The following is a 14,677-nucleotide window of genomic DNA, read 5'->3' on the forward strand; positions in this document are numbered from 1 at the left end:
GAAGCACGAGCTCGAAGAGAACAAGAAGAAAAGATGGCAGAACAGGAAGCAGGCGCGAAGCCGCAGGCGGCGGAGCGCGAGCCGCAGACGGCGGTGGCACCGCTGAACACGATCGTGAAGGAGGACGTTGCCGCGGCAAGCAAGGCAGTGGACGACTGGCTGCGCTCGTTCAGCGGCGGCTATGTGACGCTGGAGCGCCTGACGATGGTGCTGGGCAGCATCCCGATCGTCGGGAACATCATGGCGCTGGTGGATGTGTTCCTGGACATCATCAACATCGTCGAGAAGAAGGCCAAGGACGGCGTCGACGCGTTCCTGAACTGGGTGAGCCTGGGCATCAACCTGATCGGGTTGATCCCGATACCACCGAGCATGGCGGCAGCGCGGATGAGCCTGAGGCCCACGCTTCACCTCGTGAAGCAGGAGCTGAAGACGGCGGCGTCGAACCTGGGCGAGGCCATCGTGACCATATTGGTGGGCCACCTGAATGCCACCATCATGGGCGAGCTGGACAAGTTCATCGATGGGGCGATCGCCAAGCTCGACGGCATCCTCAAGAGCTGCGCGGACCTCGCGGACAAGATCATCGACAACCTGGTGGACATCCTGCGGCGGGTGCTGGGCCAGAAGGACCTGTTCACGGTGGGCACGCCTGCGGCGGCGGAAACCAAGGTGCACGACCCGAAGACGCAAAGCACGTGGAGCCGGATGTGGGGCGCGGCGGTTCGCTACTCGAAGCAGTCGGCGAACTACGTGGCGAAGGCGGCAGCGAGCCAGTTGCCGGATGGCGTTGCAGGCCGGGTCAACGGCGTGATCACGCAGATGCTGGACTTCAAGCAGCAGCTGCGCGGGCAGCTGTCGAGGCTGGCGGACAAGGAGGCGCAGGCCAGCATCATGTGGCTGCTGCACAAGCTGCGGGACGCGTTGTTGAAGAAGAAGGGCAAGAGGGCCGCGATCGTGCCGCCGCAGTCGGGGGCGGTGGCCCAGAAGGACAAGCCCGGTGATCAGCTGGGTCACATCAGCAAGCAGGCGCCTGCGAACGGGCGAGGGTGCAGCATCAAGAATGGCCCGGCGCCGGTGCGCAAGGGCGGCTCCATCAGTCTCGCTCTCGGGGATGAGAGCTTCTCCCACACCGACTTCGTTCTTGCAGCGCCGCTGCCGATCGAATGGGCGCGCACTTACGCCAGCGACCTTGACGCCTTCGACCGCGGCAGCCTCGGTGCGCGCTGGATCACCCCCTACAGCATGCGCGTGGACGTCACCACGCCCACGCGAGGCGCACGCCAGGGCCAACCCAGCCTCGTCTACCACGCCGCCGACGGCCGCAGCCACGCCTATCCGGTGCTGGCCGTGGGGCAGGCCTACTTCGACCCGATCGAGGAAGTCCGCGTCTCTCGCCTGAGCGAGAGCCTGCTGGCGCTGGACTTCGGCAAGCCGCTGCCCCAGAGCGAGCAGAGCCAGTGGCGCGAGATCTACGAGTATGTGGACAGCAGGCAGCCGCACTTCCGACTCGTCGCGCAGCAGGCCAAGGACGGCATGGCCATCGGCCTGCGCTACGACCACGTGATCGCGGCAACGGGCGAGCGCGTGCTCAGCGACATCATCAGCAAGCACGGCGAAGCCGTCATGGCGCACGTGGGCACCAAGCCCGATGCGCAGACGGGGCTCATCCAGTCGCTGTGGGAGCTCAAGGACGGCCAGGTCATGCGCCAGTTGGCCGGCTACACGCACGACGATGAACGAGACCTCGTCGCCGCGCAGGACGAGGACGGCGCGAGCTGGAGCTACACCTACAGCCACCACCTCGTGACCCGCTACACCGACCGCACCGGCCGGGGCATGAACCTGGAGTACGACGGCACGGGCCCTGACGCCAAGGCCGTGCGCGAGTGGTCCGACGACGGCAGCTTCGCGCTGAAGCTGGAGTGGGACCGCAACATCCGCCTGACCTACGTGACCGATGCGCTGGGCGGGGAGACCTGGCACTACTACGACATCCAGGGCTACACCTACCGCATCATCCATCCGGACGGGCTGCAGGAGTGGTTCTTCCGCGATGACGCCAAGAACATCACGCGCCACGTGCACACCGACGGCACGACCGACGACTACACGTATGACGCCGACGGCAACCTGCAGACCCACACGCGTGCCGATGGCAGCCGGGTGCACTACGAGTACGACAGGCTGAATCGGCTCACGGGTATCCGCGACGCGGAGGGCGGCGTGTGGAAGCGCGACTACGACGCGCAGGGGCATCTCACGGAAGAGATCGATCCGCTGGGGCACAAGACCGAATACGCCTACGACAAGGCCGGCAGGCCCGTGCGGATCACCGATGCGAAGGGCGGCACGAAGCTGATGAGCTACACGCCTCGCGGCCGGCTCGCGAGCCTCACCGATTGCTCAGGCAAGACCAGCCGCTGGACATACGACGATCGCGGCCGGCTCGCCACGGCTGTCGATCCTGCGGGCAACGTCACGCGCCATCTCTACAGCCTTCCACAGGAAGACGCGGTGCTGCGTGCCCAAGGCAGCGTGCCGGGCCTGCTCCACGAGATCGTGCTGCCCGACGGCACGCGCGAGCAGAAACTGCACGACCCCGAGGGACGCATGCTCGCGCACGTCGATGGGCTCGGGCGGCGCACGCACTACAGCTACAACCGCGCAGGGCTCATCGCCGGCCGCACAGATGCCGAGGGGAATTCGCTCAGGTACCAGTGGGATCTGCTGGGCCGTCTCGTCGAATTGCACAACGAGAACGGCAGCCGCCACAGCCTGCGCTACGACCCGGTGGGCCGACTGCTGGAGAAGACCGACTTCGCTCGGCGGACCACGCGGTACCGCTACGAAGAAAGCACCGGCCGGCTCGTCGAGGTGGCAGCGGGCGGGCGGGTGGTGCAGCTGCAGGCCGATGCGATGGGCAGGATGACCGAGCGGTCCGCCGGCGGCCAGGTCGAACGCTTCGCCTTCGACCGCAACGGGCGGATGGTCGAGGCATCCAACAACGACGCGCGCCTGCAGTGGTTCTACGACCCGGCCGGCAACCTGACACGCGAGCATCAGCACGACCTGCAGGCCGGACGCACGGCGATATGGCAGCACCGCTACGACGCGCTCAACCAGCGCGTCGCCACGATCCGCCCCGACGGCCATACGACCCAGTGGCTCACCTACGGTTCGGGCCACGTCCACGGCCTGCTGCTCGATGGACACGACATCCTCGGCTTCGAGCGCGACGACCTCCATCGCGAAGTGCTGCGCGAGCAGCGCAACGGCCTGACCCAGAAGCTGCGCTACGACAACGCAGGGCGGCGGCTGGAACAGCAGGTCGTGCCGGGCCAGGCCAGCGCACCCGGCGCGCTGCAGCTGCGGCGCACCTACGGCTACGACAAGGCGGGGCAGCTGGTCGCCATCGGCGACAGCCATCATGGCAACCTCGACTACCGCTACGACCCCGTCGGCCGTCTCGTCGAGGCAAACAGCCGGTTCGGACGCGAGACCTTCGCCTTCGATCCGGTGGGCAACATCGCCGAGCCCCACGACGAGGCCGGCGCAAGCCGGGCTCCCATCGCTCCCTTGTTCGACAACCTGCTCAGGGCCTATGCCGGCGTCCGCTATCGGTACGACGAGCACGGCAACATGGTCGAGCGCGTGTGCAACGGCCGGTCGACCACCTTCGCGTGGGACGGCTTCGGGCGCCTGAGCTCCGCCACGGACGAAGACGGCACGCCAACCTCGTTCGCCTACGACCCGCTGGGGCGCCGCATTTCCAAGCGTTCGCGAGACAGCATCACCAGGTTCGGTTGGGATGGCGACACGCTTGCCTTCGAGAGCACGCAGAGCCTCGCCGCAGAGCAGGAAGACGAGGGACGCGGCTGGAGCGTGCACTACGTTCATGAGCCGCGCTCCTTCGCTCCGCTGGTTCAACTGCGCCAGGCGCATGCGATCGTGCCGGGCAGGACGCCCGATGTGCGGGAGCTCATGGCCGCCAACGGTGGCGCCTACGACATCGAGCAAGACCCGCTGTGGAACGGCGAACTCCAGCCGGGGCAACGCAGCTTCGAAGCGGACGAGATCGCCTTCTGTCAGTGCGACCACCTCGGCACGCCGCGGGACCTGACCGATCACGAGGGCCGCGTCGGCTGGTCGGCCCAGTACAAGGCCTGGGGAGAGGCGCGCGAGGTCATCAGCGAGGCGGGACGACGTGCCGGCATCGTGAACCCCATCCGCTTCCAGGGGCAGTACTTCGACGCCGAAACGGGGCTGCACTACAACCGCTACCGCTACTACGATCCGGCGAGCGGCCGGTATGTCTCGCCCGATCCGCTCGGGCTTGCTGGCGGTCTCAATCTGTATGCCTACGTCGGCGGCAACCCCGTGCGCGGCATCGATCCGCTGGGTCTGGTCGACATCAACCTGTTCCCGCACAACGAGGCGATCCGGCAGTCGGCCGACAACATCCCGAGCCCGCCCGGTACGTTCACGGTCGGCTCCCACGGCAACCCGAGCATCATGACCGACACCGCGCTCAAGGGCATCACGCCTGCACAGATGGCAGAGCGGATCAAGGCGCACCCGTCTTATACGGAAGGCCAGAAGGTGCAACTGATGTCGTGCGAGACCGGCAAGGGCACCGACCCCTACGCCCAGAAACTGGCCAACGAGCTCAATGCGCCTGTCGTGGCGCCCGACAAGCTCCTGTGGATCTGGCCCCACGGCGCCTACAAGCCTGCCGGCCGGAAGGCCGACGGCACCATGGACACCGCAGATCCCGGCGTCTGGCATACCTTCAACCCCAAGTCATGAAGAACATCGATCTCAGGTTCGGCGCGAAGCTGGCAGTGCTTCTTCCTCTTCTTCTGAACCTCCCAGTCTCTTACGCAACGGAGAACCAAGCCATGGACAAGCCCGACGCCGCACCGGCCTCTTCTTCTTCGCCCATCTCGGGTGCCCAGTCATATTCACTGACAGATGTGCAGCGAGCCGAACTGGTCACGAAGGCCGAGGCCGGCGACGCCGAGGCTGCGTTCCGTCTCTCGCTGTACTACACCTTCGCGTCTTCTGACGAGGCTCAGCGAACCCGCTGGCTGACGGTCGCGGCCAAGGCCGGGCACGTCGTCGCGCAGCACAACCTGGCCTACGACCTCTACATGAGCGGCAAGGACCTCGCCGAAGCCGCGCATTGGGCGGCAGAGTCATCGAAGAACGGCAATTCGGAGGCGGGCGATCTGCTCAAGGAAATCGAGGCGGCCCGCGCGAAGGCCCGGGGCTCGCGTCCGTGAGTGACGGCCTCGATGGTTCGGTCGCGCCGCTCTTCGAGATCGAGTCGCCGGATCGGCTGGTGCTCAGCACCCCGGTGGTGATCGCATTGGGGAATGCTTTCAGGCTGTTCGAGAAGGCCGCGCAAGACCTGAACAACTTCGACGTCTGCATTGCCGAGAGGCGGAAAGAGCACGGCGAGGGCGAAGACGGAGTCGACACCGTCGGCATCGCCTTCTCGGCCAAGCTGCTGCCCGGACAGAAGGGACTCGGCAACGCCAGCAGGTTGGGGCGGTCGATCCTGTACATCGCATCGAGGACAACAGGAGAGATCTTGCGGGAGCAAGGAAGCAGGTAGTGATCCCGACGCTGGGACTGTTTCAAAAGATGCCGCGACCGACTGAGTACGCGGCTTTCGATTTTGCAAGGGAGAAAAGAATGAAAGAAATCATCGAAGTCGATGGCCTGGTAGCACAGGCAATTGCAGTGGCCTGGGAGGATGGGAAGTCTTCAGGCCTGCTGTTCGAAAACTACAAGCTCGTGCTGTCCGACGCATCCGACGCATTTGACGGCTACCGGGTTGCATGGAAAGCCTCGAACAAGCCGCAGGGTCATCGCGGTGCCCTGCCGGGCTTGGTGGAGCCGCAACTGCCGATCGAAAAGTTCAGCGGCCGAGTCCTTCAGCAGCATCTGTCTCGCTGAAGAGACGGCGAACCGAGGGGCATCGAGTGTCTTCCCAAATCATCATCCTCGCCCACGACATGTGGCGCAAAGGCACAGGCGGTGCTCCCGCCGGGCTCGTCGGCCAGGCCGACAGCTTTGCCTACGCCGGGCTCGACCTGGGCCTTGCACAGTTCGCTGCAACGACTTTCGCAGGCACGAGCTTCACGGCCACCAGCTTCAAGCAGGCGGGCTGGAGCGGTTGCCAGTTCACGGGCTGCAGCTTTACCCAGTGCGACTTCAGCAGCATCTCGATCACCGGCTGCACGTTCATCAACTGCAGCTTCACGCGCGCTAACTTCGACAGCGCGAGCATCGGAAGCAGCACCTTCAGGCAGTGCCAGTGGGACGACATCAGCTTCGCAGGCGGCAGCTGGAACGACGTCGGCGTGCTGGACTGCAGCGGCACCGTGGTGCATGCGCAGGGGCTGCAGGGACGCAGCGTGGACTTCACGGGCAGCACCTTCGAGCAGCTCGAGTTCCAGGGCGCGAACATCAACTGAGCCTTGACCGGCACATATCACTTCATCGATTCCATGTTCATGAAAAACATCAAGACCGTATTCGTCGCCGCTGCTTTCCTCGGCGCTGCTTCCCTGTGTGCCGCACAAGCCGAAATGAAAACCACGCTGACCAAGCTGCACCAGAGCTACGAGAAGCAGGGCCGCCGTGCGCTCGGCATGCCGGAGTACGGCAAGCGCGTGCAGTTCTCGGCGGTGGTTGTCGAGGCATCCGATTCCTTCGGCGGTACGTCGCTGACCCGCGCTGCCGATGTGCGCGGCAACCAGGAGCTGGCGCGCCTGACACCCGCGGACGACGCGCAGAGCCAGAAGATGGGCGAGATGCGCAGCGGTGCGAAGTTCACCGCGAGCTGCGAGGTCGGCTTCGCGATGGGGTCGGCGTTTCTCACGATGAAGGACTGCGTGATCCGGCCCTGAGGAGCACGGATTCAAAGCATCGTCAGAGCATCAGCTAGAGGCAGGGAGAGAAGATGGCAGGAACAGAAGGCTCGCAACAGCAAGGCCAGCAAGGCCAGAAGCCGACCGAGCGCGAACCGCAGACGGCGGTGGCGCCGCTGAACACGATCGTGAAGGAAGACGTCGCCGCGGCAAGCAAGGCAGTGGACGACTGGCTGCGCTCGTTCAGCGGAGGCTACGTGACGCTGGAGCGCCTGACGATGGTGCTTGGCAGCATCCCGATCGTTGGCAACATCATGGCGCTGGTGGATGTGTTCCTGGACATCATCAACATCGTCGAGAAGAAGGCCAAGGACAGTGTCGACGCGTTCCTGAACTGGGTGAGCCTGGGCATCAACCTGATCGGGCTGATCCCCGTTCCGCCGAGCATGGCGGCAGCGCGCATGAGCCTGCGGCCCACGCTGCACCTGGTGAGGCAGCAACTGACGACTGCAGCTTCCAACCTCGGAGAAGCGATCGTTACCACGCTGGTGGGCCACCTGAACGCCACGATCATGGGCGAGCTGGACAAGTTCATCGACGGGGCTATCGCCAAGCTCGACGGCATCCTGAAGAGCTGCGCGGATCTTGCAGACAAGATCATCGACAACCTGGTGGATGTGATGCGCCGCGTTCTGGGCCAGAAGGACCTGTTCACGGTGGGCACGCCTGCAGCGGCAGAGACGAAGGTGCACGACCCGAAGACGCAGAGCACGTGGAGCCGGATGTGGGGAGCGGCGGTTCGCTACTCGAAGCAATCGGCGAACTACGTGGCGAAGGCGGCGGCGAACCAACTGCCCGATGGCGTTGCCAGCCAGGTCAACAGCGTGATCACGCAGATGCTGGACTTCAAGCAGGAGCTGAGGGAGCAGCTGTCGAGGCTGGCGGACAGGGAGGCGCAGGCCAGCATCATGTGGCTGCTGTACAAGCTGCGGGATGCGCTACTGAAGAAGAAGGGCCAGCGTGCCGCGATCGTGTCGCCGCACGCGGGGGCCAAGGCGGAGAAAGAAAATCCGGGCACTCCGCTCGGTCACATCTCCAAGCAGGCCGATGCTCAGGGAACCGGAGGCTGCAAGAACTGCCCCGCACCGGCGCGCAAGGGTGCATCCATCAGCCTGAGTACAGGCAACGAGAGCTTCACCCACACCGACTTCGTTCTCGCAGCGCCGCTGCCGATCGAATGGGCCCGCACCTACGCCAGCGACCTTGATGCCTTCGACCGCGGCAGCTTCGGCGCCCGCTGGATCACCCCCTACAGCATGCGCGTGGATATCACCACGCCCACGCGCGGCGCACGCCAGGGCCAGCCCAGCCTCGTCTACCACGCCGCCGATGGCCGCAGCCATGCCTATCCGACGCTGGCCGTGGGCGAGGCCTATTTCGACCCGATCGAGGAAGTCCGCGTTTCTCGCCTGAGCGAGAGCCTGCTGGCGCTGGACTTCGGCAAACCCCTGCCCGAGGGCGAACAGAGCGAGTGGCGCGAGATCTACGAGTACATCGACAGCAGGCAGCCCCACTTCCGGCTTGTCGCGCAGCAGGCCAAGGACGGCATGGCCATCGGCCTGCGCTATGACCACGTGATCGCGGCAACGGGCGAGCGCGTGCTCAGCGACGTCATCAGCAAGCACGGCGAAGCCGTCATGGCGCACATGGGCACGAAGCCCGATGCGCAGACGGGTCTCATCCAGTCGCTGTGGGAGTTGAAGGACGGCCAGGTCGTGCGCCAACTGGCCGCCTACACCCACGATGCAGAGCGCGACCTTGTCTCTGCCCAGGACGAAGACGGCGCAAGCTGGAGCTACACCTACAGCCACCACCTCGTGACCCGCTATACCGACCGCACCGGCCGGGGCATGAACCTGGAGTACGACGGCACGGGCCCCGACGCCAAGGCCGTGCGCGAGTGGTCCGACGACGGCAGCTTTGCGCTGAAGCTGGAGTGGGACCGCAACATCCGCCTGACCTACGTGACCGATGCCCTGGGCGGTGAGACCTGGCACTACTACGACATCCAGGGCTACACCTACCGCATCATCCATCCGGACGGGCTGCAGGAGTGGTTCTTCCGCGATGACGCCAAGAACATCACCCGCCACGTGCACACAGACGGCACGACCGACGACTACACGTATGACGCCGACGGCAACCTGCAGACGCACACCCGCGCCGACGGCAGCCGGGTGCACTACGAGTACGACAGGCTGCACCGGCTCACGGGTATCCGCGATGCGGAGGGCGGCGTGTGGAAGCGCGACTACGACGCGCAGGGGCATCTCACGGAAGAGATCGATCCGCTGGGGCACAAGACCGAGTACGCCTACGACAAGGCCGGCAGGCCGGTGCGCATCACCGATGCGAAGGGCGGCGTCAAGGCGCTCGCCTATTCCCCGTCCGGCCAGTTGCTGAGCTACACCGACTGTTCCGCAAAGACCAGCCGCTGGGAATACGACGATCGCGGCCGCCTGGTCAAGGCCACCGATGCCGCCGGCAACGCCACCAGCTACCGCTATGCAGCCGGCCAGCTGGAAGAGATCGAACAGCCCGACAGGACGAGCGAACACTTCGAGCACGACGCCGAAGGCCGGCTGCTCGTGCACACCGACGCGCTGGGGCGCGCCACGCGCTACAGCTACACGCGCGCCGGCCTGATCGCCGGCCGCACCGACGCCGCAGGCCGTTCGCTGAGGTACCACTGGGATCTGCTGGGCCGCCTGACCGAACTGCACAACGAGAACGGCAGCCGCTACGACTTCCGCTACGACCCCGTGGGCCGACTGCTCGAAGAAACCGGCTTCGACCGCAAGACCACGCAGTACGTCCACGAAGAAACCACGGGCGTGCTCGCCGAAGTGATCGAGGCGGGCCACCGCACCGAACTCGAATTCGATCCACTCGGCCGCCTGAGCGAACGCCGCGCCGGCGGGCAGTCCGAACGCTTCGCATACGACCGCAACGGCCGCCTGCTGGAGGCGACGAATAGCGATGCGCGCCTGCAGTGGTTCTACGACCCAGCCGGCAACCTGACCCGCGAGCATCACCACTACCTGAAGCGCAGGCGCACGGCAGTCTGGCAACACCGCTACGACGAACTCAACCATCGCATCGCCACCGTGCGGCCCGACGGGCATGTCACCCAGTGGCTGACCTATGGCTCTGGCCATGTGCACGGCCTGATGATCGACGGTCAGGACATCCTGGGCTTCGAGCGGGACGACCTGCATCGGGAGATCGCACGTGAGCAGGGCAACGGACTGAGCCAGCGGCAGAAGTACGACCCGGCGGGCCGGCTGCTCGAACAGCACATCTCCCGTACCAGGCCAGGCGCCATCGAATCGACCACCGGCATCCAGCGCCGCTACACCTACGACAAGGCTGGCCAACTGGTGACCATCGGCGACAGCCGCCGAGGCAGCCTGAACTATCGCTACGACCCCGTGGGCCGCCTGCTCGAGGCCAACAGCCGCCTCGGGCGTGAGACCTTCGCCTTCGACCCCGCAGGCAACATCGTCGACCCGCCCCCGGCCAACGAGCCACTGAGGCACCCGGCCGGCAAGCTGCTGGACAACCTGCTGAAGAACTACGCCGGCACCAGCTACCGCTACGACGAACGCGGCAACATGACCGAGCGCGTACGCAACGGCTGGCGCACCGTCTTCGCATGGGACGGCTTCAACCGCATGACGGCGGCGACCGACCAAAGCGGCATCACCACCAGCTTCAGTTATGACGCACTGGGGCGGCGTCTATCCAAGAGTTCGGGCGACATCACGACGCTGTTCGGCTGGGACGGCGACGTGCTCGCATTCGAGAGCACGCAGAGCAGCTCAGCGATCGAGGAGGGCGGCGAGCACGGCTGGAGCGTGCACTACATCCACGAGCCGAACTCGTTCGTGCCGCTGGTGCAGGTGCGTCGGGCAAGCGCGATGGCGCTGAGTGAGACGACGGATGCGAAGGCGCTGATGGAGGCCAACGGAGGCGTCTACGACATCGAGCAGGACCCGCTGTGGAACGGCGAGCAGAGGCACGTGCCGCGGGCGTTCGACCGGAAGGAGATGGCGTTCTGCCAGTGCGACCACTTGGGCACGCCGCAGGAGCTGACAGACCATGAGGGGAGCATTGCGTGGTCGGCACAGTACAAAGCGTGGGGAGAGGCGCGGGAGGCGATCAGCGAGGCTGGGAGAAGGGCGGGGTTCAGGAATCCGATTCGGTTTCAGGGGCAGTATTGGGATGAAGAGACGGGGTTGCATTACAACCGCTATCGGTATTACGACCCTGTGAACGGTAGATACATCTCCCGTGATCCGATAGGTATTCATGGGGGACTAAACGTATACGCGTACGCCCCTAGCGCGATAAGTTGGATAGACCCACACGGTTTGAGCGGTTTCCAGCCGAAAAAACTCACAAGCGGAAGCGTGTTTAGAGGGGCTTCGGGAACTGCTGACAGTCTTACGCCACGTCCAGGAGTTGACGACACACCCAAAGACTCCCGGCTACCTGGCCTTTCTGCCAATGTCGGCATTGAAGGATTGGGCTCCGGGAAGTATGTAGAAATTGATGTTGCTCATGCTTGCAGTTGTGGGTTGGACGTAATACATGACAAAGCCGATGGACATGTCACCATCCGACCGCAGGGTGATCCAACTAATGAAAAACTGAAAAAATGGGCCGCTACGCGAGGCACTGGGGCTTCGAATTCATATACAGACGGGTTGCTGGAAAGCGTTAGATCTCGAGGCAAAAAATGACGATCGATATTTTTTTTGATTTTTTGTCAAAGTACTTGAAAGAAATTGATGGGGTGGTGCGACAGAAAATTGAAATTGAAAAATCCAACTCGGGATTGAATCGAAATTCTTCGAGTCCTTATGGATTCATAAGTTTTTATCCTTACGAAATTGATTTGATTGTTTCCGCTGAACAAAGAGGCGAATGTTTTGAAATTTCAGTTGAATTGATGAATCAGGAAGGAGGAGATTCGGAGTCGGTCTGGCAGTTTGAAGGAACCCTTTCGGTGGTTTTGGCTGAAATGGAAGCTGACTTTAATTTCGTGATTCCAATGATATGCAATCGACTGAATAAAACTCGGCGCTAAAGTTTGTAGGGAAATTTTGATTGTTCCAAGCGTGGAAAGAAATTATTCCAGTCGCATTGGAATAAAAATGAAGATCGTATGGCGGTGTTTGATCTGATTGATCCATTGCGTTTAAAATTTTTCTTGATGTGGGGGTGATTGGTTTTTATCTATATTGAATATGGAGGTAATTCTTGATGAGTGAAGTCAAAGAAGTCTGGGTTTTTAGCGGGCTGAAAGCAAGATTTCCATCGGCCATTTTTGTGGCCAAGCCAGATGCGCTGGATTGGATAGGGAATTACAAATTGACCGGCACTTTGACCAAGTACCTGTGGGGGTTTCGGTCTATGAGTGGTCGATTGAAAGCGAAAATTTCAAACTGAAGGCGGAAAGAGATTCGACGCCGGACTTCATCGGGAATTTTTCGACTGCAGCGCAGGAGCACATGCATTTCGAGAACGGCGCCATGGCAAGTGTGTCAACCTGAATCAAGTGCGAGTGCTTGGCGCACCGTCTTCACGACTTCGCTTGACAGGAATTTCAAAATTGTCCAGCAAAGCTCAAATTATGAAGAACAATAAGGGGTTGCGAATTGATGGGGAAGAGCTACTGGATGTTCTTCGGGAGGTTGAATACATGCTGATTTCTCTGCATAAAATTGGTGCGTATTACGCGCCCGAACTTCCTGGTAGAAAATCAGAATACAACGCCGAAACAACCAGGTTTATTGATGAGGGAGAGGTGACGAAGCGGCTCGCAGGGATTCGTTCCACTTTGACCAGAGTGTTCGATGAAACGCGGGGCGAAGATGACCTGACGGACATCGAGCGCGCTTTGGAAGGATTGCAATTTTGGAGGCCGGGAAGTAATGGTAAGTGAGTATCTCTGAATCTTGATGAAATTAATCGGAGTTTTATGCTCCAAATGGCAATGCTGACGCTTGAGGCCGTACTTGATGGTTTTTTACTTTGGCCCGCTGAGCAAAAATGAATTAACGATTGATTTCGATGAGAAGGGTGCTGCTGCACTTCACTCGAAACTTTCTGAGTTGTTGAGCGGAGCAAAGAATGTCGAGCACGTGAATTGTCTTCAATCGTTTCGAGGCCACTCTGAAGAGGCGGTAATCGAGGTGCGATTTAGTGTGTTCGATCGCCTCGAAATCAAGAGGAATTATTTGCTCTTGGATATGAGTCCCGATGCTCTGGAGTATGCGGTCCATCAGTTGAGAGATTTTCTGGGAAGAGGCTATTTCTTTCCTTCCGAATTCTGGAGTTTTTCGAGGGCGGGTCGAAAATACGATACGCAGGTGTTCTTCGGAAAGCTCCCCTCGGTAGGGTGACTCCTTGCCTCCAGCTTGAGAGGTCAATCGAACGCTGCGCGGATCTACCCTTCAGGATTGCGCGCACGACAGACGTCCCCCTGCGCAAAACCCGTTCACCTAGCTGCAGTCCGAGCCACAGGCTTCGACACCTCTACCCCCGCTGTCTCCGGGTTTCCGATAACTAAATCACCTTGATTTAGTCCCTCGACTACCCGATAGTCCCCTTGCGCCCGGACGCCCCGCTTCCCCTCACGCGATCCGGATCCAAAACCGCAGGCGCAAACCAACCGCCCGCCCAAGGAGACAACCCATGCACACCAGCCCCCGCTCCGTCCTCGCCCTGGCGGCACTGTCGCTCGCCGCAGTCACTGCGTCGACCGCTGCCTTCGCCGCCGACCAGCCCGTCATCGGCCTCGTGACCAAGACCGAAACCAACCCCTTCTTCGTCAAGATGAAGGAAGGCGCACAAGAGGAGGCCAAGAAGCAGGGCGCCAAGCTGCTGTCCGGCGCGGGCAAGGCCGATGGCGACAACGCCGGGCAGATCACGGCAATGGAGAACATGATCGCCGCCGGCGCCAAGACCATCCTCATCACGCCGAGCGATGCCAAGGCCATCGTTCCTGCGATCAAGAAGGCGCGCGACAAGGGCGTGATGGTGATCGCGCTCGACAGCCCGGCCGATCCGCCGGATGCGACCGACGCGCTCTTCGCAACCAACAACTACACCGCCGGCGTGCTGATCGGCGAATACGCCAAGGCCGCGATGGCGGGCAAGCCGGCGAAGATCGTCGCGCTCGACCTGCTGCCGGGTCACCCCGTGGGCGCTCAGCGCCACAACGGCTTCATGAAGGGCTTCGGCCTGCCGGCCAACGACGCGAAGTCGAACGAGCTGTCGAAGGCGCCCGAGATCCTCTGCATGGCCGACAGCTACGGCGACCAGGCCAAGGCGCAGACGGTGATGGAGAACTGCCTGCAGAAGGCGCCCGACGTGAACCTGGTCTACACCATCAACGAGCCCGCCGCCGCCGGTGCGTACAACGCACTCAAGCGCGCCGGCAAGGAGAAGGGCGTGATGATCGTGTCGGTCGACGGCGGCTGCCAGGGCATCAAGGACACGGCTGCCGGCGTCATCGCCGCGACCTCGCAGCAGTACCCCCTGAAGATGGCCGCCATGGGCGTGGCCGCGGGCGTCGAATACGCCAAGACGGGCAAGAAGGCCTCGGGCTACGTCGACACCGGCGTGACGCTGATCGCGGGCAAGAGCGTGGCGGGCGTCGACAGCAAGGACACCAAGACGGGTGCCGAGCTGTGCTGGGGCAAGAAGTAATCCGGGACTCCGAGGCA

At 62.6% G+C, this 14,677-nt stretch carries 12 protein-coding genes; all 12 read left to right on the forward strand.

Going from position 1 to position 14,677, the window contains the following annotated elements; genetic code table 11:
* Positions 1–33 precede the first annotated feature (33 nt).
* The 12 genes from FHT32_RS30540 to FHT32_RS30595 all read left to right on the forward strand — a co-directional run bounded on the left by FHT32_RS30540 (position 34) and on the right by FHT32_RS30595 (position 14,660).
* The gene (locus tag FHT32_RS30540; protein ID WP_176668292.1) at positions 34–4,809 is read left to right on the forward strand and encodes an RHS repeat-associated core domain-containing protein; all 4,776 of its coding nucleotides are present in this window, start codon (positions 34–36) and stop codon (positions 4,807–4,809) included.
* 92 nt (positions 4,810–4,901) lie between these two features.
* Positions 4,902–5,285, forward strand: coding sequence for a hypothetical protein (locus FHT32_RS30545; RefSeq protein WP_176668293.1), 384 nt, complete (start codon positions 4,902–4,904; stop codon positions 5,283–5,285).
* Entirely contained in the window at positions 5,282–5,620 is a 339-nt protein-coding gene (locus tag FHT32_RS30550; protein ID WP_176668294.1) for a hypothetical protein, read from the forward strand. Before FHT32_RS30545 ends, FHT32_RS30550 begins: the two co-directional genes overlap by 4 nt.
* Positions 5,620–5,964, forward strand: coding sequence for a hypothetical protein (locus FHT32_RS30555; protein WP_176668295.1), 345 nt, complete (start codon positions 5,620–5,622; stop codon positions 5,962–5,964). The genes FHT32_RS30550 and FHT32_RS30555 overlap by 1 nt, the downstream gene beginning before the upstream one ends.
* Before the next feature lie 26 nt (positions 5,965–5,990).
* Positions 5,991–6,485 carry a pentapeptide repeat-containing protein gene (locus tag FHT32_RS30560; RefSeq protein WP_176668296.1) on the forward strand — a complete coding sequence of 165 codons (495 nt, stop codon included), beginning with the start codon at positions 5,991–5,993 and terminating at the stop codon, positions 6,483–6,485.
* 114 nt (positions 6,486–6,599) lie between these two features.
* The gene (locus FHT32_RS30565; RefSeq protein ID WP_176668297.1) at positions 6,600–6,920 is read left to right on the forward strand and encodes a hypothetical protein; all 321 of its coding nucleotides are present in this window, start codon (positions 6,600–6,602) and stop codon (positions 6,918–6,920) included.
* Positions 6,921–6,973: 53 nt separating this feature from the next.
* Positions 6,974–11,686 (forward strand): RHS repeat-associated core domain-containing protein, encoded by a 4,713-nt coding sequence (locus FHT32_RS30570; RefSeq protein WP_176668298.1) that lies wholly within the window; start codon positions 6,974–6,976, stop codon positions 11,684–11,686.
* On the forward strand, positions 11,683–12,033 hold the full coding sequence (locus tag FHT32_RS30575; protein WP_176668299.1) for a hypothetical protein: 351 nt from the start codon (positions 11,683–11,685) through the stop codon (positions 12,031–12,033). Before FHT32_RS30570 ends, FHT32_RS30575 begins: the two co-directional genes overlap by 4 nt.
* Before the next feature lie 176 nt (positions 12,034–12,209).
* Complete coding sequence (locus FHT32_RS30580) at positions 12,210–12,395, forward strand: hypothetical protein (RefSeq protein WP_176668300.1); 186 nt, start codon at positions 12,210–12,212, stop codon at positions 12,393–12,395.
* 163 nt (positions 12,396–12,558) lie between these two features.
* A complete protein-coding gene (locus FHT32_RS30585; protein WP_218088478.1) occupies positions 12,559–12,891 on the forward strand; it encodes a hypothetical protein in 333 nt (110 codons plus the stop codon).
* A 73-nt stretch (positions 12,892–12,964) separates the two neighbouring features.
* Entirely contained in the window at positions 12,965–13,351 is a 387-nt protein-coding gene (locus FHT32_RS30590; RefSeq protein WP_176668301.1) for a hypothetical protein, read from the forward strand.
* 292 nt (positions 13,352–13,643) lie between these two features.
* Positions 13,644–14,660 carry a sugar ABC transporter substrate-binding protein gene (locus FHT32_RS30595; RefSeq protein WP_176668302.1) on the forward strand — a complete coding sequence of 339 codons (1,017 nt, stop codon included), beginning with the start codon at positions 13,644–13,646 and terminating at the stop codon, positions 14,658–14,660.
* The last annotated feature ends 17 nt before the right edge of the window (positions 14,661–14,677 follow it).

The organism is Variovorax sp. SG517, assembly GCF_013376045.1.
Lineage (GTDB): Bacteria > Pseudomonadota > Gammaproteobacteria > Burkholderiales > Burkholderiaceae_C > Variovorax.

What these genes read in the sequence shown, in the direction of transcription:
- FHT32_RS30540 (WP_176668292.1), top strand. Translation starts at nt 34, where the DNA reads ATGGCAGAACAGGAAGCAGGCGCGAAGCCGCAGGCGGCGGAGCGCGAG.
- FHT32_RS30565 (WP_176668297.1), top strand. Translation starts at nt 6,600, where the DNA reads ATGAAAACCACGCTGACCAAGCTGCACCAGAGCTACGAGAAGCAGGGC.
- FHT32_RS30575 (WP_176668299.1), top strand. Translation starts at nt 11,683, where the DNA reads ATGACGATCGATATTTTTTTTGATTTTTTGTCAAAGTACTTGAAAGAA.
- FHT32_RS30595 (WP_176668302.1), top strand. Translation starts at nt 13,644, where the DNA reads ATGCACACCAGCCCCCGCTCCGTCCTCGCCCTGGCGGCACTGTCGCTC.
- FHT32_RS30580 (WP_176668300.1), top strand. Translation starts at nt 12,210, where the DNA reads ATGAGTGAAGTCAAAGAAGTCTGGGTTTTTAGCGGGCTGAAAGCAAGA.
- FHT32_RS30545 (WP_176668293.1), top strand. Translation starts at nt 4,902, where the DNA reads ATGGACAAGCCCGACGCCGCACCGGCCTCTTCTTCTTCGCCCATCTCG.
- FHT32_RS30570 (WP_176668298.1), top strand. Translation starts at nt 6,974, where the DNA reads ATGGCAGGAACAGAAGGCTCGCAACAGCAAGGCCAGCAAGGCCAGAAG.